This window comes from Mucilaginibacter sp. (assembly GCF_025362475.1).
GTDB lineage: Bacteria > Bacteroidota > Bacteroidia > Sphingobacteriales > Sphingobacteriaceae > Mucilaginibacter.
In genome coordinates this window covers 34,052-58,322 of sequence record NZ_JANYGH010000046.1, presented here as the reverse complement: position 1 = coordinate 58,322, position 24,271 = coordinate 34,052, and the positions used below count along the sequence as shown (strand labels likewise).

The 24,271-nt window shown below is 40.9% G+C and carries 25 protein-coding genes; 6 read left to right on the top strand and 19 right to left on the bottom strand.

The genetic code is table 11. The features are described from left to right. The first annotated feature begins 41 nt into the window (after window positions 1-41). Genes Q0R88_RS15065 through Q0R88_RS15050 form a run of 4 tightly spaced genes read left to right on the top strand, consistent with a single transcriptional unit; the run spans window position 42 to window position 4,377 of the window. Window positions 42-1,550, top strand: coding sequence for a sigma 54-interacting transcriptional regulator (locus Q0R88_RS15065; RefSeq protein WP_295717491.1), 1,509 nt, complete (start codon window positions 42-44; stop codon window positions 1,548-1,550). Between the two features lie 14 nt (window positions 1,551-1,564). Beyond that, window positions 1,565-2,842 carry a metallophosphoesterase gene (locus Q0R88_RS15060; RefSeq protein ID WP_295717488.1) on the top strand — a complete coding sequence of 426 codons (1,278 nt, stop codon included), beginning with the start codon at window positions 1,565-1,567 and terminating at the stop codon, window positions 2,840-2,842. 25 nt (window positions 2,843-2,867) lie between these two features. Further along, complete coding sequence (locus Q0R88_RS15055; RefSeq protein ID WP_295717485.1) at window positions 2,868-3,755, top strand: hypothetical protein; 888 nt, start codon at window positions 2,868-2,870, stop codon at window positions 3,753-3,755. A gap of 1 nt (window position 3,756) precedes the next feature. Further along, window positions 3,757-4,377 carry a class I SAM-dependent methyltransferase gene (locus tag Q0R88_RS15050; protein ID WP_295717484.1) on the top strand — a complete coding sequence of 207 codons (621 nt, stop codon included), beginning with the start codon at window positions 3,757-3,759 and terminating at the stop codon, window positions 4,375-4,377. Window positions 4,378-4,564: 187 nt separating this feature from the next. On the opposite strand, the gene Q0R88_RS15045 is transcribed toward Q0R88_RS15050, so the two are convergent. The 3 genes from Q0R88_RS15045 to Q0R88_RS15035 are packed head-to-tail and all read right to left on the bottom strand — an operon-like array spanning window position 4,565 to window position 8,802. Next, window positions 4,565-5,257 carry a response regulator transcription factor gene (locus tag Q0R88_RS15045; protein ID WP_295717483.1) on the bottom strand — a complete coding sequence of 231 codons (693 nt, stop codon included), beginning with the start codon at window positions 5,255-5,257 and terminating at the stop codon, window positions 4,565-4,567. Between the two features lie 3 nt (window positions 5,258-5,260). Next, a complete protein-coding gene (locus Q0R88_RS15040) occupies window positions 5,261-6,907 on the bottom strand; it encodes a HAMP domain-containing sensor histidine kinase (protein WP_295717481.1) in 1,647 nt (548 codons plus the stop codon). 5 nt (window positions 6,908-6,912) lie between these two features. Beyond that, window positions 6,913-8,802: a prolyl oligopeptidase family serine peptidase gene (locus tag Q0R88_RS15035; protein WP_295717477.1), complete on the bottom strand. Its 1,890-nt coding sequence runs from the start codon at window positions 8,800-8,802 to the stop codon at window positions 6,913-6,915. Between the two features lie 152 nt (window positions 8,803-8,954). Between Q0R88_RS15035 and Q0R88_RS15030 the strand changes: the two genes are divergently transcribed. Together Q0R88_RS15030 and Q0R88_RS15025 are read left to right on the top strand one after the other, a co-directional pair. Beyond that, window positions 8,955-10,760: a tetratricopeptide repeat protein gene (locus Q0R88_RS15030; RefSeq protein ID WP_295717475.1), complete on the top strand. Its 1,806-nt coding sequence runs from the start codon at window positions 8,955-8,957 to the stop codon at window positions 10,758-10,760. A gap of 143 nt (window positions 10,761-10,903) precedes the next feature. Further along, on the top strand, window positions 10,904-11,206 hold the full coding sequence (locus Q0R88_RS15025) for a DUF4286 family protein (RefSeq protein ID WP_295717473.1): 303 nt from the start codon (window positions 10,904-10,906) through the stop codon (window positions 11,204-11,206). A gap of 175 nt (window positions 11,207-11,381) precedes the next feature. Here the strand turns inward: Q0R88_RS15025 and Q0R88_RS15020 are convergent, their stop codons facing one another. The 16 genes from Q0R88_RS15020 to Q0R88_RS14945 all read right to left on the bottom strand — a co-directional run bounded on the left by Q0R88_RS15020 (window position 11,382) and on the right by Q0R88_RS14945 (window position 24,271). Then, window positions 11,382-12,188 (bottom strand): OmpA family protein, encoded by an 807-nt coding sequence (locus Q0R88_RS15020; RefSeq protein WP_295717470.1) that lies wholly within the window; start codon window positions 12,186-12,188, stop codon window positions 11,382-11,384. A 22-nt stretch (window positions 12,189-12,210) separates the two neighbouring features. Then, window positions 12,211-12,873 carry a DUF2461 domain-containing protein gene (locus Q0R88_RS15015; protein ID WP_295717468.1) on the bottom strand — a complete coding sequence of 221 codons (663 nt, stop codon included), beginning with the start codon at window positions 12,871-12,873 and terminating at the stop codon, window positions 12,211-12,213. Then, window positions 12,851-13,126, bottom strand: coding sequence for a hypothetical protein (locus tag Q0R88_RS15010; RefSeq protein ID WP_366087363.1), 276 nt, complete (start codon window positions 13,124-13,126; stop codon window positions 12,851-12,853). The genes Q0R88_RS15015 and Q0R88_RS15010 overlap by 23 nt, the downstream gene beginning before the upstream one ends. 154 nt (window positions 13,127-13,280) lie before the next feature. Continuing rightward, complete coding sequence (locus tag Q0R88_RS15005) at window positions 13,281-13,559, bottom strand: hypothetical protein (RefSeq protein WP_295717464.1); 279 nt, start codon at window positions 13,557-13,559, stop codon at window positions 13,281-13,283. Between the two features lie 143 nt (window positions 13,560-13,702). Further along, window positions 13,703-14,278, bottom strand: a complete 576-nt coding sequence (locus tag Q0R88_RS15000) for a DUF420 domain-containing protein (RefSeq protein ID WP_295717461.1) — start codon at window positions 14,276-14,278, stop codon at window positions 13,703-13,705. A 5-nt stretch (window positions 14,279-14,283) separates the two neighbouring features. Continuing rightward, on the bottom strand, window positions 14,284-14,982 hold the full coding sequence (locus Q0R88_RS14995; RefSeq protein ID WP_295717459.1) for an SCO family protein: 699 nt from the start codon (window positions 14,980-14,982) through the stop codon (window positions 14,284-14,286). Next, the gene (locus Q0R88_RS14990; protein ID WP_295717457.1) at window positions 14,982-15,326 is read right to left on the bottom strand and encodes a cytochrome C oxidase subunit IV family protein; all 345 of its coding nucleotides are present in this window, start codon (window positions 15,324-15,326) and stop codon (window positions 14,982-14,984) included. Before Q0R88_RS14990 ends, Q0R88_RS14995 begins: the two co-directional genes overlap by 1 nt. A gap of 11 nt (window positions 15,327-15,337) precedes the next feature. Continuing rightward, window positions 15,338-16,060 carry a cytochrome c oxidase subunit 3 gene (locus Q0R88_RS14985; protein WP_295717455.1) on the bottom strand — a complete coding sequence of 241 codons (723 nt, stop codon included), beginning with the start codon at window positions 16,058-16,060 and terminating at the stop codon, window positions 15,338-15,340. Window positions 16,061-16,082: 22 nt separating this feature from the next. Further along, on the bottom strand, window positions 16,083-16,667 hold the full coding sequence (locus Q0R88_RS14980; protein ID WP_295717453.1) for a cytochrome c oxidase subunit 3: 585 nt from the start codon (window positions 16,665-16,667) through the stop codon (window positions 16,083-16,085). A 5-nt stretch (window positions 16,668-16,672) separates the two neighbouring features. Beyond that, the gene (gene cyoE, locus Q0R88_RS14975; protein ID WP_295717449.1) at window positions 16,673-17,536 is read right to left on the bottom strand and encodes a heme o synthase; all 864 of its coding nucleotides are present in this window, start codon (window positions 17,534-17,536) and stop codon (window positions 16,673-16,675) included. After that, window positions 17,533-18,594, bottom strand: a complete 1,062-nt coding sequence (locus Q0R88_RS14970) for a COX15/CtaA family protein (protein WP_295717446.1) — start codon at window positions 18,592-18,594, stop codon at window positions 17,533-17,535. The genes cyoE and Q0R88_RS14970 overlap by 4 nt, the downstream gene beginning before the upstream one ends. 145 nt (window positions 18,595-18,739) lie before the next feature. Continuing rightward, a complete protein-coding gene (locus Q0R88_RS14965) occupies window positions 18,740-20,629 on the bottom strand; it encodes a cbb3-type cytochrome c oxidase subunit I (RefSeq protein ID WP_295717443.1) in 1,890 nt (629 codons plus the stop codon). Between the two features lie 19 nt (window positions 20,630-20,648). After that, entirely contained in the window at window positions 20,649-21,836 is a 1,188-nt protein-coding gene (locus Q0R88_RS14960; RefSeq protein WP_295717439.1) for a cytochrome c oxidase subunit II, read from the bottom strand. 47 nt (window positions 21,837-21,883) lie between these two features. Beyond that, a complete protein-coding gene (locus tag Q0R88_RS14955; RefSeq protein ID WP_295717435.1) occupies window positions 21,884-23,155 on the bottom strand; it encodes a quinol:cytochrome C oxidoreductase in 1,272 nt (423 codons plus the stop codon). Window positions 23,156-23,166: 11 nt separating this feature from the next. Further along, window positions 23,167-23,742: a cytochrome c gene (locus tag Q0R88_RS14950; protein WP_366087357.1), complete on the bottom strand. Its 576-nt coding sequence runs from the start codon at window positions 23,740-23,742 to the stop codon at window positions 23,167-23,169. Next, window positions 23,735-24,271 (bottom strand): DUF3341 domain-containing protein, encoded by a 537-nt coding sequence (locus Q0R88_RS14945; protein ID WP_295717430.1) that lies wholly within the window; start codon window positions 24,269-24,271, stop codon window positions 23,735-23,737. Before Q0R88_RS14945 ends, Q0R88_RS14950 begins: the two co-directional genes overlap by 8 nt.

Below are 24,271 nucleotides of genomic sequence, written 5' to 3'. Positions count from 1 at the left end.
CGGACTTTCGGTCTTTCCGACGTCCGGACTACAAATAAAACATGAGTAAATTATTAGATATAAAAACCCTCGGTCAGCTAAAAAAATCTGCTTACAAAAGCCGTTCGGTTAAAGATGAATTACGTGCCAACCTTATTGAGCAACTTAAAAAACGCGAAGGTGGCTTTGAAGGCATAATCGGTTTTGAGGATACTGTTATTCCTGATCTGCAAACCGCCATACTATCGCGCCACAATATTTTATTATTGGGTTTACGCGGCCAGGCTAAAACCCGTATTGCACGTTTATTGATCAACCTATTAGATGAATATGTGCCTTACATCGAAGGATCTGATTTATTTGATGACCCTTACCACCCTATATCATGGTATGGCCATAGTACCATAACCGAAAAGGGCGACGATACCCCAATCGGCTGGATCCACCGGTCTGAACGGTATACAGAAAAATTGGCTACGCCAGATGTTACCGTTGCCGATTTAATTGGTGATGTTGACCCTATAAAAGCGGCAACATTAAAATTAACCTACTCTGACGAACGCGTGATCCACTTCGGATTAATTCCGCGTGCTCACCGTGGTATTTTCGTGATCAACGAATTACCCGATTTACAGGCTCGTATCCAGGTTTCATTATTTAACATTTTACAGGAACGGGATATCCAGATTCGTGGCTTTAAACTGCGTTTACCATTAGATATTCAGTTTGTATTTACTGCCAACCCCGAGGATTATACCAACCGCGGCTCCATCGTTACGCCGCTTAAGGATCGTATTGAAAGCCAGATATTGACGCATTACCCACGCACGGTTGAAATTTCAAGAAAAATAACCCAACAGGAAGCTTCCCTTACCCCAGAGCAGCTCAGCACCGTCGAGGCAGATAGTTTGGTTAAAAACCTTATTGAGCAAATAGCTTTTGAAGCACGCAGTTCTGAGTATATTGATAAAAAATCGGGCGTATCTGCACGTTTAACTATTTCGGCCTATGAAAACCTGATCAGCAATGCAGAGCGCCGCATGATCATGAACCATGAGTCAAATACATTTGTACGCATAACCGACTTTTTAGGTGTTATCCCTGCCATAACCGGTAAAATTGAGCTGGTTTATGAAGGTGAGCTGGAAGGTCCCGGCAAGGTGGCCAATATATTGATAGGCAAAGCCATAAAAACCACACTGCTTGAATTTTTCCCCGATCCGGAAAAGGCTAAGAAAGCAAAAGGCGTAAACCCTTATGCCAGCATTATCAACTGGTTTGGCGAAGGTAACAACCTGGCTTTGGTTGATGATATGTCATTAATTGACTACAAAAAAGAGCTTAATGAAGTTGCGGGGCTAAAAGACCTTGTTAAAAAACTGCATCCGCGCATAACAGAAAACCAACAATTGTTGCTGATGGAGTTTGTACTGCATGGCCTTTCAGAGTTTTCGCAACTAAACAAAGGATTTTTGGATAATGGCTTCGCTTTTTCGGATATGTTTAACAGCCTGTTTAACCTGCAGCCTGATGAAGATGATCTTGATTTAGACGACGACCGTTATAATTGATACCTTTGCAATAAATGACAGAACAGGCGCTTAACATCATCCTGATTATAGCGGCACTATTGCTTATTGACCTGTATGTATTACACGGTATACGCGGTGCCTTTAAAAATTGGAAATTGCTCAGTAAAAAAGGCTTTACTTTTTTTTACTGGGCAATTAGCATCCTCATTATTGCGGGGCTGTTAATTGGTGTTTATCTTCATGTAGGGCTTGGTCTGCGTGCAGCGGGTCTGCTTGTTTTTTCCCTCATATTTATAGGCAAACTAACGTTTTTGCCTTTCCTGTTAATTGATGATGCGCGGAGGCTCCTGGTATGGCGTAAAAACAGGTTTAAAAACCTATCTGCAAGAAGCACCGCCCTGGTGCCACCTAACACTATTCCCCGGTCGGAGTTTTTGATGAAAGCCGGTTTATTGGCTGGTGCCGTACCTTTAGCTGCCATTAAGGTTGATATGCCCAAAGGCTTATATGATTATCATATAAGATACCAAAACCTGTATTTACCAAACTTGCCCAAAGCTTTTGATGGCATTAAACTGGGCCAGATCTCAGATATCCATTCTGGTAGTTTTTTCAACAAAAAAGCGGTACTGGGCGGTGTTGAAATGTTATTGAAAGAAAAGCCCGATTTTATATTTTTTACCGGCGACCTGGTTAACGGCCAGGCCAGCGAAATGCGGGATTACCAGGATATTTTTGCTAAAGTTAGAGCGCCGCTTGGTGTTTATTCATCACTGGGCAACCATGATTATGGTGATTATGGCGACTGGCCAAACCCAGCCGATAAAAAGAAAAATCATGAGGACCTGATACTCACCCACAAAAACATGGGTTGGGACCTGTTGTTGAACGAGAACCGCCGGCTTAAAGTTGATGGCGAAGAAATAGGAATACTCGGGATAGAAAACTGGGGAGAGTTTAGTCGTTTCCCTAAGTATGGCCGTATGGATCTGGCTACAAAAAACACCGGTGATTTACCTGTAAAGCTACTCCTCTCACATGATCCTTCTCACTGGCGGGCGCAGGTATTGGCAGATTATCCACAGATAGATGCCATGTTCTCTGGCCATACGCACGGTATGCAATTTGGAGTGCGTTACAAAGATTATCAATGGAGCCCTATTAAATATGTTTACCCCGAATGGGCCGGTCATTACCAACAGGGCAAACAACAATTATACGTAAATGTGGGCTATGGCTTTGTAGGTTTATACGGCAGAGTTGGAATATTACCGGAGATTACGATATTTACATTAAAAGCCGGGGACGATCCTTCTGGAAGTAGAACTTAAGATCAACGCGGGCAGATCATAATCAATGAAAAAAATATTTCAATCCGTTTTTGATTTTCTGCTGTTCAGTAATATCTTCATGTCGCTTTGCGCCGTAGCGCAGGCCCTGGTTACTTTTCACCTCATAGGAACCGCGCCAATTTTATCCGTTTTAGGATTACTTTTCACCTCTACATTAGGCATATACAATTTCTGCATCATTATTACCAAGCCTAAAAAGCCCGAAACATCGCCCTACAAACGTGTGCGCTGGTTTTTTTCGCACTACCGTCTCATGGTAACATTTACCATCGTTTCGCTGCTTTCTCTTATTCCCCTGTTTTTCCTCATCACTACAGAATCAAAAATACTGCTCATCTTTTTGGGTATTTTATCATTTGGTTACAGTTTGCCACTATTTGCCGTTGGCGAACAAAAGTTTGGTTTGCGTAATATACCCGGTTTAAAACCATTCCTCATCACCCTGGTATGGACCATGAGCTGTGTACTTTTCCCTGTGCTTGAAGACATGCACCTTCATGCAACTGATATATCCATGCGCGATACCACTATACTGATTGCTAAACGATTTTTATTCATCGGGGCGCTTACTATCCCCTTTGATATCCGCGATTTGTTTGATGACCGCAAAATGGGCCTCAAAACCATCCCTGTGGTCTGGGGCGAAAAAAATGCATATCTATTTTGCCAGGTTTTGCTGGCCGGCTATATAGGGCTGCTTTTCCTTTTCAGGGACAACGGTTTCAATGCCGACTTTTTTGCATTAACGCTCACGGTTTTTCTTACTGGCTGGCTTATCTTTAAATCAGACCGGAAGAAGGATGAGTACTATTATTTCTTTTTTATGGATGGTGTGCTGATCCTCCAGTACGTAGTATTGTTAGCAGTTAACCTGATCTTTAAGAGCCATTAATATGGCGGCCAGCTTTAATAATTCCGCCTGGTTTTATGATGGCCTTTCGCGGTTGGTGTATGGTAAAGCCATTATAAAGGCACAGCTTTATTTAATCAGTTTTATAAAACCTGGCAGCAACATCCTTATAGTTGGCGGCGGCACCGGCTGGATACTGGATGAACTCACAAAACTTCAGCCCTCCGGCTTACAAATTACGTATGTAGAAGTAGCTGCGGACATGATGGCATTATCCCGAAAAAGAAACACCAATGGCAATAAGGTAGTTTTTATAAATGACGCCGTCGAAAACGTAAATATCGCGCAACAATTTGATGTCGCCATCACCCCTTTTTTATTCGATAATTTTGTAGAACAAACTTTAAAAACTGTATTTGATCATATCCATCCATTATTAAAATCGAATGGGCTATGGCTTAATTGCGATTTTCAGCTAACTGGTAAATGGTGGCAGGAAGTTTTGCTTAAAAGCATGTTCCTCTTTTTTAGAACCATATGCGGCATTGAGGCCGGTAAACTACCGGAGATTGATCGTTGCTTTGCTTTGAATAGCTACGAGATTTTAGATGAAAAGCTGTTTTTTAATGATTTTATAGTGGCAAGGGTGTATAAGAAGCAATAAGCTCAATATAATTGCCATTGGCGCAAAATCTGGAGAATTTTACCTCCGTTTGTCATCCTGAACGCAGTGAAGGATCTGTTAGCAGACTGTACAGGGCGAAGAAGCATGGCGAATAATAGATCCTTCACTGCGTTCAGGATGACAAAAAAGGTTTTTCTGGTCGTTGTAATGACCAGAAAAACCTTTTTTACTGAGTATACACAAATTTATATCCTATCCCTCTTACAGTTTGTAAATACTGCGGCGAATCGGCGTTGGTTTCTATCTTTTTGCGGAGGCGAACAATGTGCATATCCAGGGTGCGGGTGTTTACATCGGCGTTGTAGCCCCAAACTTCCATCATTAGTTCTTCGCGGTTAATTACCTTGTTCTTGTTTTTCAAAAAGTAAAGTAATATCCGGTTCTCCAATATGGTGAGTTCAATTTTGCGGCCATCCCTGATCAATAGGTGGGTATTGGGCAAATGCTCCATGTTGGCAAACTTGTATGATTCTGCCTTTTCACTATTCAGGCTAAACTTGATCTTGTTATCAATCAACGCTACCAGCACATCCATGTTAAAAGGCTTGGTAATATAATCAGATACCCCAAAGTTGTAGGCTTCAATTTTGTCAACATCCTGTGCCTTGGCGGTCATTAATATCACCAGCTTATCATACCCCTTTTCCCTGATGTTACCACAAACCTCAGAGCCCGGTTTGCCGGGCAGCATCCAATCAAGCAGCACAATATCGGGCTGCTCGGCCAGTATCATAACTTCCGCATCGTCGCCGTTATCGGCTTCCAAAACCTTATACCCCTCGGTTTGCAAGCGCTCTGCAACCAGGAAACGCAGGTTTTCATCATCTTCAACCAGCGCAATCTTAATTTCTTTGTTCATAATTTAATTTTCGTTTGGAAGCGTGACTATAAATTCAGAACCCTCATTAATTTTACTGTTAACCACAATCTCTCCGTTCATAAAATTAACCAGCTCTTTACAAAATGCCAAACCCAAACCTACGCTCCCGTTTTGGTTATATTGGTTCTCAATTCTGTAAAACTTTTTAAATACGTTACTCTGTTCATTTTTAGGAATACCTATGCCCCTGTCAATAAAGGCAAACACTATCTTTCCCTTTTTCTGCGTTATGTTTATATTAAGTTCCTTTTGCTTAGGATGCGAATATTTATAAGCGTTCTCTATCAAATTTTGAAATACACTGCCCAAAAGCACCGGATCGGTATAAAAATCATGTACCCCATCAATTTTATATTTTAGTTTAAAATCAGGGTATTTAATTTTAAAAGTAGCAATATAACGGCTCACAAAATCATCAATAACAATTTTTTCTTTTTTAATATTGATAGACTTATTTTCGAGTTGGGTGAATGATAACAACTTATTCATCAAATCGTTTAGTTTATCTGCTTCCTCATCCAAAATTTTACCATAGTGCTTGCGCTGCCGCTCGGTGAGCTCACCATCGCCCCTCAGGTTTGAGCCCGCAATTTTTATAACGCTAACCGGCGTTTTAAACTCATGTGTAAAATTGTTAATAAAATCATACTGCAGTTTAAACAGTTTAAGGTTCACATTAAGGTTACGATAAATGAGCCAGCCTATTAACACCAAAAAAAGCGTTATTAATAACACGGCAGCCCCAATGGGCATAAACCGGCGGTTTGTCTCGCTGCTGAGGTATCCCTGTTCCGAACTAAAAAACAATTTATAATCAGAAAAAGCGCCGGGGAACGATACCTCGGTTATCAACTTATTCCCATCGCTATCAATAGGATCGTATACCACAGGTTGTATAGATACGCTTTGATAAAGCTCATGATGAGTATTTTTTACCTTGAGCAAAAAAGGATCAAGATAAAAAGTCATCATGTTTTGCTTATATGACTCTGATAGCATATCGCGTTGCTGCAATTCGCGGTAAACCTTAACATCCTGCCGGCGTAAAATATTGGTATACGTTATTTTATTAGGTTTAACATCCCAAAATGTTTTGTACAACTCATCCTGGGTTGATACACGGGTGGTATCAGAAAAAGCAATATAATTGCTCAACTTGGCTGCCATCTCCCTAAAATCAGATTCATCGGCAGGGCGTAGCTGCTTTGCTCCCCATATTTTACCCTTTTTATGACCATACAGGTAAGTACCCTTTAGCGAAATCTTCAGGCTATTTCTTTGGATTGATATTGGCGCCGAATGCCCGCCGATGAGTGCATCATAAAATACCACTCTTTTTACAAAACCATAATCATGAAAAACAGATGCTGCATACTTAGCCGCCGATGCCGAATCAAGGAAGCCCTGGTAGGATGTTATTTCGGGTATTTTATTCTGAAAAAAGTCATTGTAGGGTTTAATGGTTTGCTCCAATACCTCAATCTTTTTTGAAGCAAACTCATTTTCAACATATTTTGATGTAAGGTTATAAGATATAAAAAGCGCGACAACAAAAGTTATGGATATGAGCACCAGGAAAATGATGATCAGCGAAAAGTTTTTGCGGTAAACATGTTTTTGTGCCGGCATAAACACTATGGTTTAACCCTCATATTATAATCCAGGAATTTTTCTATTTCGGTGTACATTTCAAGGCGGTTACGCTCGCTCCTAAAGAAAGCGCGTTCATTAGGCTTTAAAAAATACTTCACATCTACATCGTGCTTACGCAATTCGCGTACAAATTGGTTCAGTTCGCTGATGTTGGCCCGCTGATCTTTAGCCCCCTGGAAAATAATTAACGGCACTTTTATCTTATCCGTATGAAAAACCGGAGAAATAGCTCTAAACTGATCGGCATCCGTTTCAGGGTTACCAACCATTTCATAGGTCATTTTTAAATAGGGTTTAAAAAACGGCGGGGCATCTTTAATGTAAGTAAAAAAATTGATCAGCCCATACTGTACAACCGCGCAGCTATATAATTCCGGGTGGAAGGATACGCCGTACAAAGCAGAGAAGCCACCAAAACGACCGCCAAAAATGGCAATTTTTTTAGGGTTTGCTATCTTTTTGTTTATAAGCCAGTGTACACCATCGGTTATATCATCCTGTATCTTACCTCCTACCTGCTTATAGCCGGCACTCCTGAAAGCCTTACCATACCCGGTTGATCCGCGGTAATTAACCTGGAAAACGGCATAGCCGCGGTTAGCCAAAAACTGCACCTGCTCGTCATACCCCCATGAATCACGCGCCCAGGGGCCATCATGCGGCATCACCACTACAGGTAAGTTAGTTTTTTTATTACCTAACGGCATGGTTAAATAACCATTAATGGTGAGCCCATCTCTTGCCTTGTATGATATAGGCTGCATGGCACAAAGCTCATCAGGTACCAGCGACGAGTTGATATCACCCAGTTTTGTTAATTTACCGGTAGTTTTTTCGTATAGGTAATAGGAACCGGGGTTACGGTCGGTATAAGTGTTCAATATAAACCTGTTCTCCGAGCTATCCCGGTCAACCACCTTAATTTCGTAGCCTTTTAGTTGTTGTTGCAGGTTGTAATAAGTATGTTCAATATCGGGCACCAAAAAATGCTTACGGGGCTTGGCTTCTTCCCAGCTGATGAACTCAACACGATGCTTGTTTTTAGAATACTCCACATACGTTACATCGGCTTTGTTGCAACTAAAAATAGTTTTTTGCTCCTTCCCATCTTCCGCGTTAATTTCAACAAGGGCCACTTTATCACGATTAACGTTTGATAGCGCATAGAAATTGTTTTTTACCCCCGTAAAAGCAATAGGCCTTACCGAGTTTTTAAAATTATTTTGAATGATAGGTTTAAAAGGGGTAGCATCATCAGGGCGGTATAAAATGGCTTCGTCAACCCCATCTGATGCTTTAACCAGGCGGATCTTTCCATCAGCATCCGGAAACCACTCTGTTATATTACCCGGGTTAACCAGGTAAGGGGTAAGCACACCGGTTTTAATATTAAGCCGGTACACGTCAAAATTAGCCGGGTCGCGCTTATTCATCTTTATGGTAATCAGGTCTGGCTGCTGCCTGTTGCGGTTAACCAGGTTTACCCTCACTTTTTCCAGCGATAGTATGGTGCGTACTTTATGTGTTGATACATCAAGCGCGTACATGATAAAACCATCATTTGCTACAATATCCTGGTTAAATACAAGTTGGTTATTATAGGTCCAAAAATAATCATTACGTACCGGGTAATCCTCAAATGAGGTTTCCATATGTTCAGTACCATCTGCCAGCGATTGGATAAACAGGTTTTGCTTATCCTTGTAAGGTTTTAAATAAGATACGTACTTACCATCAGGTGATATTCTGAAGAAGCTTTTCTCGGGCGTTTTAAAAAAATCAACAATAGGAATCTGCTTTACATGATCTTTGCAGGAACATATAACGGTAATTACACCAATAAACAGAAAAATCTTTAACCGGCCCAACATATTTGTTTTAACCTATTTTATTAATCAGGTCAAATTAGATAAAATAAGTTGACGATATCAAGATGTCACTACAATTTTACCCGGTGAATCATTATATGAATATTAAGCAAAAACGGCTATGTTATATACATTAATTCCCTATTTTTGAATAGATGAGGTGTTTATTTGCAATTGTTATTTTTGTTTTGTTTGGCTCGGCCACGCTGTTTGCGCAGAACAACGAACTGCAGCTTGCTGCGCAATATAATGCTAATGGCGAACCTCAAAAAGCGCTTGAAATTTACCAGAAGCTATACAAGCAAAATAACGAAACCTATTACTCCTATTACATAAACACCCTGCTTAGTCTCAAAAAATTTGACGAGGCCGAAAGCGTTGCACGCAAACTTGTACGCAAGCATCCCAATGTTAATGAATACCAAATAACACTGGGCACCATTTATACCCAGCAAGGCAATTTGGATAAAGCCAATACAATTTACGATGATATGCTGAAAAACCTGCCGGCCGATCAGATGGAAATTGCCAGCCTGGCTAACCAGTTTTATCAGAACGCTAATATTGATTACGCCATAAAAATATTTTTACAGGGCCGCAAACTGCTCAAAAGCGATGAAGCATTTACTTATGAACTGATAAATCTTTACCGTTTTAAACGGGATAAAATATCCCTTACCGAAGAGTATCTTAACTTTTTGCCAGCTAACCCCAACTTTATTACCCAGGCCGAAACCACCTTTGCCACCATATTTGAAGGGGATACCGATTATGATTTACTTAAAACCGCCCTGCTAAGACGCATACAAAAAGATCCGCAGCAAACGATGTACGCCGAGCTGCTTTCCTGGCAGTACATGCAGCAAAAGGAGTATGACCTGGCACTTAACCAGGCCCTGGCGCTTAGCAGGCGGCAAAATGATGATGGAAACAGTATTTATGAACTGTGCCGCACCCTTAACGCCAACGAGGCCTATGACGCCGCTATTCGCGGGTATGAATATATTATTGCAAAGGGAGCAAGCAACCCGTTGTATATTCCTGCTAAAATTGAGCTTATCAATACCAAAAACCAAAAGATCACTGCAGGAAAATACCTCCCTGCAGACCTATTGGGACTGGAACAGGACTATATAGCCCTGCTTACCGAGTTTGGCCGAAACAACAATACTGTTTTTGCGATGCAGAAACTGGCCGCCCTGCAGGCTTTTAAACTGCATAAAATTACCGAAGCGCAAAAATTACTGGAAAGCGCGATAACCATCCCCAATATCCGCACCGATTTGCTGGCTTCATGCAAACTTGATCTCGGTGATGTTTACCTGTTAAACAACCTGCCATGGGAAGCAACCCTTTTATACAGCCAGGTTGAAAAGGATTTTCCGAATACGGCCATTGCACAGGATGCCAAATTCCGGAATGCTAAGCTGGCCTATTATTCGGGCGATTTTACCTGGGCAAAGGGTCAATTGGATGTATTAAAAGCCGCTACATCACAACTGATAGCCAACGACGCCCTTAATTTACTGCTACTCATTAATGACAATACCGCTGCAGACAGTTCTGGTGCAGCCCTTAAAATCTACGCCCGTTCCGATTTGCAGATCTTCGCCGAGCAACCTGCCAAAGCCCTGCTGGCACTTGATAGCATCGACAAAAAATTTCCGGGAAATAGCCTTAGCGATGATATTCTGATGGCAAAATCGCGCATCCTTATCCAGCAAAAAAACTATACCGATGCTGTTCCGCTGCTTAAAAAGATCTTCGCCGACCATCCAACAGAACTATGGGCCGATGATGCCGTTTTTATGCTGGGCGATATTTACGAGAACCACCTTGATGATAAAAACAATGCCAAAGCCTGGTACCAAAAAATCATCACTGATTATCCCGGCAGTCTCTGGATCAACGAAGCCCGTAAGCGTTTCAGGCTATTAAGGGGCGATAAAGCGGATTCATAGCGGTGGTGAGTGGTTGATTGGGTGAGTAGTGAGTAGTTTTTAAGCGCCGTAAGTCAATCGTATATTCGTTAAGTTAATCCTTCAACCAATCACATTATCAACCACTCACCTAATCAACTTTAAATACCTATTTTTGCAATATCATGATTGTATACAACGATACTATAATACTGGATGAAGCTATCCAGGAAGAATGGCTTCATTATATGAAAACCATTCACATACCAGCAGTAATGGCTACCGGGCTTTTTAGCTCACACCGGATTTTAACTGTTATTGATTCGCCAAACGAAGGCGTTACCTATTGCATCCAATACCATGCGGATAGCATCGAACAATTTCAGCAATACTATATGAATCACCTGCACAAAATCCAGGCAGCTCATCAGCAAAAGTTTGATGAAAAGTTTGTGATATTTAATACGGTGATGGAAGAAGTGGAGTAGCTATCATTTTTATCAACTCCCGTGAGGTTAGCATTAGCGTAACTCGTGGCTGGCATGGTGTAAGCTTTTAGCTTACTGTTCAACTGAAAGCTGAAACTATACACCCCACGAACTGCAAGTTCGCGGGAGTTGCATAATAAAAAAGCTCCCGAACACACGCCGGGAGCTTTTTCTATTATTTAGATATGAGGTTATACAACTCATCGAGCTTAGGACTAAGCACAATCTCTATCCTTCTGTTTCTGGTTCTGGCGTCATCTGTGCCGGCGCTGTCTATAGGCTGAAACTCGCCTTTGCCAGTAGCTGTTAATCTGTGCGGATCAACCATTTCAACTTCAGTGAGGTAACGGGTTACTGATGTTGCCCGCAGTACACTCAGGTCCCAGTTGTCTTTTATTTGGCCCAGGTTTTTTACCTTTTTATCATCGGTATGGCCTTCAACTGCCATGTTGATATCCGGTTCTTTATTTAATACCTCTGCCAGTTGTTTCAGGGCTTGTTTACCTTTATCATCAATTACAATACTGCCCGATGGAAACAACAGCTTATCGGTAAGCGAAACATATACTTTTCCGTTACGGATATCAACTGTTAACCCGCTTGCCTGGAAACCCAGCAACGCTTGCTGTAGTTTATTCTTCAATGCATTAGTAGCTTCATCTCGTTTTTTCAAAATAGCTTCAACCTCTTTTAAACGGGCTTCGCGCTTTTGCAGGTCGGCAGCCAGCTGGTTTGCCTTGGTTGATGTAACATCCAGGTTATTGGTAAGGGCGCTGTTGTTGTTCAGCAAGTCGGCAATCTGGCGGTGCAGGCGGGTGGTATCGCTCTGCAATTGTGCCAGCTGTGATTCTAAAGTTCCCGTACGGGTATTTAATGAATCGCGCTGCGCTACTAATGATCTGTACTCCTTAGGAGATAATATTTTGCATGAACTAATGGCAATGCAAAAAGCCGCGGCTAATAATAAATATTTAGTTTTCATGTGGTTATTTTTCAAGTAATTGCTATGCAAGCGCGTTTTTCAAAAAAACATTCAGCGGGTAAATCTTGCTGCACATATCAGCTACAAGCTGTACGGCACCATCTTTCATAATTTCCTCATCGCTAATTTTATGCCAGCCCACAAAGCTTTTCAGCTTCAGCAGGTCGATATTTTCATTTTCGGCGCTATATTCTCTTGGTACAGATTTTAATTGCTCCTGCTTCCTGAAATCGCCAAAAAGCTCAACAAACTTTTTATCATCAATGATCTGCTTCAGTTCGGATGCGTTGTAATCAATTTCCTGGCGGATGGCTTTAAGGTGAGGGGCTTCGGGCATCCAATAGCCTCCCCCAATAAACGAATTTCCCGGCGAAATCTGTAAATAGAACTCCACACTGCCGCTTTTTAAACCAGCAGAAGGTATACTTACACCAAAATTATTTTTATAGGGAGTTTTATTTTTGCTGAAACGAATATCGCGATAAATGCGCATCACACGTTTTTTAGGATCCATGCTTTCATCAATAGCGGGATCGATCTTTTGCAGTTTTACAAGTAGCTGGCCTGTAAAATCAATTACATTTTCACGGGCAGCATCGTAACGTTCTTTATTGGCCAAAAACCATTCGCGGTTGTTGTTTTGAGCCAGATCATTTAAAAATTCAAGACTTTGCTGGTATATCATCAGTATCTAAATAGGCCTGGTAATGTATTTTGGGCGATAACCAATATAACAAAAGCACACGCGAATATCTGAAATTTATAGGTGCAAGTACAAGGCAGCCTAAAATTATTACACTAAGATACAACCATGGCGAATCGGAATTATGCGTAACTAAATAAGTAAGCCAGGCCAGGCCCAATGCTTCGCCCACGTTAAGTGCATAGCTTACATACATGGCCGCGTAAAAATACCCCGGCTCAATCTCAAAATGCATATTACAATGCGGGCAGTTGAGGTTTATTTTATTTGAAAAGCTGTAGGGGCCTCCCTGAAACATATCACCACGACGGCACCGCGGGCATTTACAATGAAGCATTGCCCATGACTTTGATGTTTCCGGCATGAAAATAAGAGGATTATATAATTACTTAGTTAAGGTTAAGCTTTTCATCGCGCATGTTAAGGCTAACATTTTTACGACGGTATTTCTTGTACCAGATATACCCTGCAGCGGCAACAGCAAAGTAAGGTGCGCCTAAAAGAAACAGGATGCCTTTATTTAGGCCTTTAGCTGCGTTACCGCCGCTTTTAGTATTCGTTTCAACAGTTGCAGCACATTGAGCGCATTGGGCCTTTACAGGCTGCCTTACGCATACCAGCATCCCAAGGGCCATTACGAAAAGAATGATTTTTGATACTCGTTTCATACCTGCAAATTTAACTAATTATTAATAAAAAAATAGAATTGTATGTGTTCTGCTCCGCGTTTATTCTATGCTTAGATTTAAGAAGTTATTTAGCTCGTTTTCCTTTACCCCTTAGCGTTTTAAGGAGAGCTTAAAATCACCCCTTAAAAATGGTAATAAGGCTTAATCATTAAATATACCACTACACCGCTCACCGTTACAAATAACCATATCGGAAACGCCCAACGCACCAGTTTGCGATGCTTTTCCACCTGCATTTGCAGACCACGGTAAAAGCTTAGTAATATCAGCGGTAACACTCCCGCTGCTAATACAATGTGGGGTATCAAAATACCCAGGTACAGGGTACGCAATACACCTATAGATTCGCGTTCCTCAATGGAAAGCACGCCATCGAAATTAGCATCGCCATAAAAAGTATCATTACGCATCAGGTAATGGAACAGAATGTAGGATACCAGGAAGGTAGATGACAAACAAAAGGTAATAATATTAAGCCTTTTATGAACTTGTATGTTCCCTTGCTTAATAAAGTAAAGGGATGTGATTAAAAGCACAGAACAAGTACCGTTCAATACTGCATTCAGCATTGGCAGGTATGGCGTAAACGCGGGTGCTACTGCCGGGCCGGGGATAAGGTGGCGATTTAAAACAACAACTACCAGTATCACAAATACGGTAATCGACGCCACAAAACGAAAAATAAATTTATCTGTCATATCACTTAGTATAGTGCTTTATCAACTTTACGCAGCTCTTCGGCTATCAGCACTTTTATCTCATCGTTAAGGCGATTTACATCGGTGGTATTGGCACCCGAGTAATAACCCCTGATGTGTTTATCCTGATCAATAAGTATCAGCTTATCGCTGTAAATAAAATCATCCTTACCCGCCTGCACTGCATCAACCAAAAAACCTTTACGGGCCAGGTTATAGATAGACGAGGTGTCGCCGGTTAAAAATACCCAGCGGTTTGATTCGGGCTTATAGCTTTGCAGGTATTTATTCAAAACGTCCTGGGTGTCGCGCTCGGGATCAACAGTGATGGAGGTAAAATACACCATCTTGTTTTTCCAGTAGGTACCTACCAGGTAGCTCAAATTTTTGTTGATAGTAGTACATACCGTTGGGCAATGCGTATAAAAAAAACTGGCTACAAAGATCTTACCTTTCAGGTTGGCTTGTGTAAAAGATTTGCCATCCTGATCTGTGAGCTTAAAGTCGGGGACCTTGAAATAGTTGGTATCGGGAATATCCTTGCCATGAAACCTATGCGTGGTTTTGGCAACTTCCTTTGGGCCGAAAAAGCTGAGTGGCTTGTAACGGTTTTTACCTTTTGCAGTTAGTAAATAATACAAAAATCCCGGCACTGCTAATATGAGCACCAGGACTGTAATTTTTTTCCAGATGGCAGCTTTCATTACCCCCTCAGATCAATCCAGTGGTGGCTCTCGTTAGTAAGTACCAGGATTAAACCGATTATAAATATAATTGGAACGATAATAGCTAATGCCAAACCCAACTTCTCAAACTTTAAGTGCATAAAGTAAGCAACAATGTAGAATGCTTTAAGCAGTGTTAAAGCTATATAAACAGGGTTTGCAACTCTCAGATACTCCGGATGACCCGGTACTATCACCAATGCAATTACGAATTCAACACAGGTAATGGCCAATAATATAAAAAACACTTTCCAGATCTTCTTCCGGGTCATTGTTTCGTGTTCACCGCCTTCGTGATGAACTTCGTGTGATTCTGACGACATATATAATTTTTTTAAACTAAGTAAAAGAATGTAAACACAAATACCCAAACCAGGTCTACAAAGTGCCAGTAAAGACCTACTTTTTCAACCATTAAATAGCTACCGCGTTTTTCATAGGTACCTCTTAACACGTTAACAGTGATAATAATGTTGATTATAACCCCTGTAAATACGTGGAAACCGTGGAAACCTGTTATAGTAAAGAATAAGTTAGCAAACTCCTGGGCCGTTAAATGCCTTGCAGCATCAGTACCGCCAGCGTTGAAAAATTTACCCAGCTCCTCTAAAGCAGGTGTACTTCCCCACCAGAAACCTTCGTGGTGCAGGTGGCTCCACTCTAATGCCTGGCAACCCAAGAACATAAAGCCTCCGATAATGGTAGCTACCATCCACCATAAAACTTCTTTTTTAGCATTACGATGGCCTGCCTCAACAGCTAATACCATGGTAACCGAGCTCATGATCAGGATAAAGGTCATTAAACCCACGAAAACTAACGGCGCACCGCTATCTAACAAACCGGGTACCGACTGGAAAACTTTATCTGCCGCTGGCCATACGCTTGCGCTGAAACGTAATGATCCGTAAGAAATAAGCAATGATGAAAAGGTAAATGCATCCGATAGGAGAAAGAACCACATCATAATTTTCCCGTACTCAACATTGAAGGGAGATCTCCCTCCTGACCACGGAGTTGTTTTTACTTCATCAATTTGTGATACTGTTGTACTCATTTGTACTTAAAATAATGGTGTGTTAATTTTGGTTCAAAAGTAAAAAAACATACAGATAAATCCATATAATTCCGAGAAAATGCCAAAAAATAGAAGTCATTTCCATTTTAAACATGTTTCTTACCTGCGGAATGTTTCTGTATGTGCCCCAAAGGGTATTTAGTAACAGCAATATAGCTGCAATAATGTGTATTAAATGTGTACCTGTAAACGCGTAGATAAATGAACGCGATGCGTTAGGATCGGTAAAATAGATGCCCATTTTGTAAGTTAAAACATACCAGGCGTAGATCTGTATGGCAAAAAAAGCCAAACCCAACACCAATGTTAACCACAAATACAATTTCTGTTCGCCAAACCTTAAGCCTTTAGCTGCCCTGTTGGCCAATAATAACGTACCACTGCTTAATATAATAGCTGCAGTGCTGTACATAAATGCGCTGGGCATAATTACATTGAGGCCATGCCCTTTACCCCCGCTATAAACAATAAACCCACTGGTTAAAGCCGCAAAAAACATAAATGATGTGAATATAAAGATCCACATATTGAATTTTTTGGGAGCCAGATCAAGCCTATCGTTGTTTTTTTGAATCGAAGCCATCATTACTTTCACTTTCCTATAAAATCAAACAAAAACATTAACTGCACTATGGGCAGATACATAAAAGAGCCGAACATCAATTTACGGGCCGATTCTATCTGCTGCGTGCGTAACAAGCCATACGCCTGGTACAAAAATACTAAGCTACATATCAACGATACACCTGCCACCCAATAACCACCATGATGATAAAAATAGGGTAATAAGCTAACTGGCAACAATATCAATGTAAATATAAACGTAATTATCGCACTTCCTAAATCGCGGTTACCGGTAGGTAACAGTCTGAAACCAGCAAGCTTATAATCATCATCCAATACCCACGCAATTGCCCAAAAATGTGGAAACTGCCATATAAACTGAATTGCGAACAATATGAGCGCTATTTCATCAATGCGACCATGCTGCTGTGCAGCAACGTAACCAATAAGCGGTGGTAACGCACCTGGTATAGCACCTACAAATACCGCTATAGGCGACTTACGCTTAAGCGGCGTATATGCAAAGGCATATAGCAATATCGAAAACACTGATAATAATCCGGTTAACAAGTTAAGGCTACCTAACAGGTAAGTACCAGCCATGCCCATACCCAAACTCATAACCAGGGCTTGCCCCGTTGTCATTTTTCCTGACGGAATTGGGCGGTCCATGGTGCGTTTCATTAACTTATCCAGGTCCTTTTCAATAATCTCGTTAAAGCCATTGGCCGCTGATGTTACCAAGAATCCCCCTACAATCAGTTTCACCCAGTTTATCCAGTCGATATGACCATTTGCCCTGCTGCCTATCAAAAATGATATAGAGGCCGAAAACACCACCAAAAAGGTGAGCCTTAATTTGATCAGTTTTGAAAAATCACTCCACTTCATTTGCTTACTCCCCTAACATTAACCGACTGATGCAAATTCAACAGCAAATAAAACTGTGCTCCGAATATCAAACTTGCCAATAAAATATGCGCTGCCTGTGCAACCGGCGGCAGTGCCGAATATGATAATAATATACCTGTAACTATTTGCAGCATGATCATCAAAAAGTTGAAGCTCATTAACTGCTGGTGGATAGAATGCCGGTTAAAACGCTTGCGTATTAACGCATATAACACAATATTGATAATAAACACCAAAATGGCCATGTCCCGGTGATGTGCAAATATCTCGCCTGCATTAACAACCCACTTGTTGCGATAACCACCCTGAAAGTGAGTTGCCACCGCGTCAATTTTTTCTCTTACCTCGGTACCAAAAGTAATCTGCAGAATGCTTAACAATAAGGTCACCACTGTAATAACATATATAAGCGGGCTGGTATTCAATTTGCTGTTACCGTAAACTTTTGCCAAATGATAGGTATAAATACACAACGCTAATATGGCCAGCGCAAGCAACATGTGCACGGTAACTATCCATGCCACCAAATTGGTTGATACTACTATAGAACCCAACCATCCCTGGAAACCCACCAGTATTAGGTTTAGTATACTTAGTATCGTGATCTTTTTGTCTTTACCCCAGTAGCTGACGCCATATATAGCAGAAAGCAGCAGAAAAATGCCCGATATAGCTCCTATTAAACGATTGACATATTCCGTCCAGGTTCTGCCTGCATTAAATTCTTCCGGTATTAGGATTGACCTATCTTCACGAATGCGCCTGGCCAGCTCGCTATAACCAAATACATCAAGTGTTTTGGCGAAGCGTTGGTTTTTGGCTAAACGCTGATCAACATATTTTTGCTTGTAATCTTTAGGCAGATCGGCACTGCTTATTGGTGGAATATACCTGCCGAAACATTTAGGCCAGTCCGGGCATCCCATTCCAGAACCTGAACTGCGCACAACACCACCGGCAAGTATCAAAACAAAAAGAAGAACGATTGTTATGAGGTTGATTTTTTGAAATCGTTTATTAGATGCGGTTGTGCTCATTTAAATATTTCTAACAATTTAGGGTACCCTTTTCAAATTTGAACATTTGAGAATTTGAGGATCTGAAAATATTAATTTTCAAACTGCCTTATTTTCAAATCTTCAAATTAAAGAGGTACCCTAAAAGATCAGATCAGTATTAAGATTATTTTACTTTTTCTTCGGCCTTCAACGTACTTGTATATTTGTTCAGCTCCTCTAACCCAGCTGGATTATCTTCAAAATCATGAGGAAGATTTGAGCTCATGGTTTGTGAAAAAGGAACAGTTTGAGGGATAAAATCCTCTTCGGCGCCTGGCTTGCTATAGTCATATGGCCAACGGTAAACAGTTGGAATTTCACCCGGCCAGTTGCCGTGAATATGCTCAACTGGTGCAGTCCACTCCAGGGTGTTTGATTCCCATGGATTCTGTGTACTTTTCTTACCGGCAAATATCGATACGATAAAGTTATATATGAAAGCCACTTGCGCTAAAGCTGCCATAATAGCCGCCCAGGTAATAAATGTATTGATGGTTAACCATTTTTGCATAGAAGCAAACTCGGTAAATGCATAGTAACGACGAGGTACACCATCCAGACCCATAAAGTGCATTGGGAAGAATACCAGGTAAGCACCAATGAAAGTTAACCAGAAATGCAGGTAACCTAATTTTTCGTCCATCAGTTTACCAAACATCTTAGGGAACCAATGGTAAACACCGGCAAGCATACCAAATATAGCTGCAGAACCCATTACTAAGTGGAAGTGGGCAACAACAAAATAAGTATCGTGCAGGTTAATGTCAAGCGCGGCATTACCAAGGAAGATCCCGGTTAAACCACCAGATATAAAGAATGACACCATACCTATAGCGAACAACATCGCAGGTGTAAACCTGATGTTACCGCGCCATAAAGTTGCCAGCCAGTTAAACGTTTTTACCGCTGATGGAACCGCGATGATCAAAGTAGTGATCATAAACACGCCACCCAGGAACGGATTCATACCCGTTACAAACATGTGGTGACCCCATACAATGAACGATAATACTGTAATACCTATCAGTGAGTAAACCATCGCGTGGTAACCAAAAATTGGTTTACGTGAGTTTACAGACATAACTTCAGATGAGATACCCATTGCAGGCATAATTACGATATATACCTCAGGGTGACCAAGGAACCAGAATAAATGCTGGAACAGGATAGGGCTACCACCTTCATAAGGCTGCTGAACACCATTTAAAACGATATCAGACAGGTAGAAGCTGGTACCAAAGCTACGGTCAAATATCAACAACACAACACCCGCAACCAATACAGGGAAAGCAAGGATACCTAATATAGCGGTCAGGAATAAAGCCCAGATAGTTAAAGGCATTTTCCAAAGGTCCATCCCTTTTGTACGCATGTTCAATACAGTACTTACGTAGTTGATACCACCCATTAATGATGAAGCAACAAACATTACCATACTGATAAGCCACAAGGTCATCCCCTCGCCAGATCCCGGCATAGCTTTCGGCAATGCTGATAGCGGCGGATAAATTGTCCAACCACCACTTGCAGGGCCTTTTTGAACAAAGAATGAAGATAACATAACCACACTGGCCAAAAAGAAGAACCAGTACGATAGCATGTTCATGAATGGCGAAGCCATATCACGTGCACCTATTTGCAATGGGATTAATAAGTTGGCAAAAGTACCGCTCAAACCGGCGGTTAATACAAAGAATACCATGATGGTACCATGAATGGTAACCAATGAAAGGTAAAATTCCGTGCTGATACGTCCGTTTGGCGCAAAGTGACCAAGTAATGTAGTCAACAAAGGGAATGTTTTATCAGGATAAGCAAGCTGGATCCTGAAAAGTATTGATAATATCATTGCGATAACCGCCATAGTAATACCTGTGATCAGGAATTGCTTGGCGATCATTTTATGATCCATGCTAAATATGTATTTAGACACGAAAGTTTCGTTATGGTGATGTTCGTGACCGTGTTCGTCGTGATGTGCTACTCCGTGATCGTGAACTGCTAATGTTGACATATCGCTCTTTTATCTTATATTAATTATTTAACGCTAACCTATTTTGAGACACTGTTTGTTGCGGTTCCGCAGCAGCGAAATGCAATTCCTTCCTTAAACCATCGGTTAAGTAAGGTTTTTGGTGTGATAACCATGTCTGGTATTCGGCTTCAGTAACTACACGCACAACTTTTTGCATGTTATAGTGACCGCCACCGCATATTTTGTTACAGTACACTAAGTAGTCAAATTTAGGGTCGTCCAATCGGGTGCGCATTTGCGCGGTTGTAATAGTTGGGGTAAATTTAAAGAAGGTAGGTAATCCTGGTACCGCGTTAAGCTGAACCCTGAAGTGTGGCATATAAACACTATGGATAACATCCTGTGCCTGTATGTTCAACCTTACAGCTCTGTTAACCGGCAGGTACATAGTATCGGCAGATAAATCATCAAAGCTGCTTTTCTTTTTAAAATCAACACCCAGTTTGTTTGCTGCTGTGGTTAATTTAAAATCTTTAGGGCCTAATTTACCATCTTTACCTGGGTAACGTAGCTCCCATGCAAACTGATGACCAGTGATATCAACGTTTATTGCTGCAACTTCTCCTTTAGCATCTGTGTTATCCATAATAGATTGCCAGGTGAAAAAGCCAAATACAACCAAAATAGTTAATACAATAGCCGGCACAATAGTCCATATCTTTTCGATAGTATTATTGTGAGGTAAAAAATGCGCTCTGCGTTTTTCAGAATGACGGTATTTAAATAAAAATCCGAATAATAATATCTGTGTTAAGAAAAACACAATCATGGTTAAAATAGTAGTGACGGTAAACATCTCATCAATTTTAACACCATGAATAGACGCCGCCTCCGGCAATGTCATGCTACCCTGAACTGTAAATGACCAGTAGGCTCCGTATAAACCTGCAAGCAGGAATACAAGGCATATAAAGCCCATTACATTATTCCACCTAAGGCCTTTTTTGCCTTGAATTTTAAGGGTCAGATCGTAGATCTTTAAAATTTTACCTACTACAGCTACACCAACACATATCAGCAAGAATAAAAGCACATAGTAAGAAACACCGGTCCAATCAACTTGTGGGGCATCTTCGGTAGTACCGGCAGCTGGTGTTTGCGCATTCACCAGGTTAGTGCCCATAAGCATAAACGCAGCGAAAAACGATAGTAAGGATTTAGAATTTATTAATTTTTTGAATGCCATTTTAATGTTTGTTTGGTATTCTGTACTTGATGCAAAAATAACAATTATTATATGTGATGATGTAGACTCTCCTGAAGGAAAGGGTGCTTTTTAGGAATTATCGACTTAAACTTGCTTAAAGCATTCAAAGTAGTGAAGATAAATAGCCCTACAAAGCCTACAAAAATACCAATTTCAAGCACTGATATCTCTGTGTACCAATGTGATGTTGCACGTACAGTACCCGGCATAATCATCATAAAATAATCAAGCCAGTGACCAACAATTAAAATACCACAGGTAATTGCAAGGATATTTGTTTTACGTTTTGAATCGCGGGACATGATCACCAATAAAGGCGCTAAAAAGTTAATCACGATATTTAACCAGAACCAAGGTTTAAACTCAGGCTCCCATCTGCGTACAAAATAAACTGTTTCTTCAGGTATGTTGGCGTAATAGATCAACAGGAACTGCGCAAACCATACATATGTCCAGAAGATAGAGAAGCCAAACATTAACTGACCCAGGTTGTGCAGGTGATCCTGTGAGATCCATTGCATATACCCCTGAGTTCTTAACCAGATAATAGTTAAGGTGATTATGGCTAAACAGCTAACCCACATGGCAGCAAAATTGTACCAGCCAAACATGGTAGAGAACCAGTGTGCTTCTAATGACATGATAGCGTCAAAAGCAAATATTGGGGTAGTGAAACCAAATATCACCAGGAAAAGGCATGATATAGTAAAGCTTTTACGGTAATAAAACATACCTCCCAATTCATCTTCACCTTCTGAGTATTTAACAAGCAACCAGCCGAAAATAGCATAGCTTCCCATAAATACAATCAGGCGGGTAATAAAGAACGGCCTGTTTAAGAATACAGATTTACCAGTGATAATAGGATCAAAATGAGGGTTACCTGGTGTAGTAACACCTGCTAACGCCCATAATTTATAAAGGTAAGGCGCTACTACTTCTTCACCTCCTGGTTCCAAAGTTGTTTTATGGGTAAAATACAACCCACATAAAATTATTACTAAAAGTAGTGTAGCTGCAAATGGTAGTGTTTTAGCAAATGCCTGTGGTACACGAATTAGTGACGCCGACCAACCCGCCTGGGCCACATACTGCAATGCGCAGAAAAATACACCGGCCATGCAAACGCAGGCAAAGTAGTAACCCATCAGCAATAAATTTGCAAATGTACGTTCACCAGCTCCGGTTAAAAACCCGGCAAGTATGGTTATAACCCCAACTGCTATGGCAGCAAGGCTATATGTTTTTACCTTGCCGGTAAATTCAAATTGCTCGTCAAAACTATTGTGAGTGCTCATTCAATTTTATTCTATAAAGTTTGTAAATGGTGAACATACATGATCACTTTCCAGCGTTCTTCAGGGTTTAGCTGTGAAGCGTAAGAACCCATAGCATTTACACCGTAAGTAATGGTATGATAAATTTTACCGTCTGTTAAATCTTTCATGGCACCACCACGTGATGATTGTCCTTTTGAATAAGATGGCGGCGGCGGATATCCGTGCTGAACCACCAAACCATCACCTTGTCCGTCTAAACCATGGCATGGTGAGCAAAAATGTTCAAACAAAAGTTTGCCATCTTTATAATTAGCCTGTGTTTGCGCTAAAACTGTTTTAACCTCAACACTTGCCAGTTCATAACCATCCTTGGTGTTTGGATAGTCAAATTTTGTAAAGCCTACAGGTATCGTTCCAGCTGGTGGTAACTGCGCTGTTTTACCGTCTTTAAAGTTAGGATTCTTTTGATCCGGATCGTAAGCGGTGTGCTCATACATGTTAGGTGCATACTCCCAACCCGTACTTCTTTTATCTTTGCACGATGTTACAACTATCGAAGCAGCGATAATGATAACTATTGTTCTTAATATTCTAAATTTATTCATAGCTAACATATTTTCTGTCGTTATGCTTAACTTCTACAGCTCCTGCTTCTTTTAATAAATTGGTGATATCCGCATGTGGTGTATTACCTTTTGCATCAATGGCAATAATAAACTTGTCATTAGTGGCACGCAGATCCATTACCCTTGGCGCACGGCCCGGGAAAAGGTGCGTAGCAAAAAAGAAAGTAAACGTCATACCAAAAGCGGTCCATAACACAGTCCACTCAAAGGTTACCGGTACAAAGTCAGGTATGGCAAAAGCATTCTTTCCACCTATGTTGATAGGCCAATCATGAACCAGCATATAGTAAACCATGCTGAACATGATGGTTCCGCCTAAACAGCCAAACATGAAAGCCGCATAACCCAAACGTGAATCCTTGATACCTAATTTAGCATCAATACCGTGAATTGGACAAGGTGAATAAACGTCATAAATAGGTACGCTATTCTTTTGTAATTTATCGATCCCGTGCATCAGCTCATCGGGATCATCGAAAATGCCTAATATATATTTGGTGCTACTCAT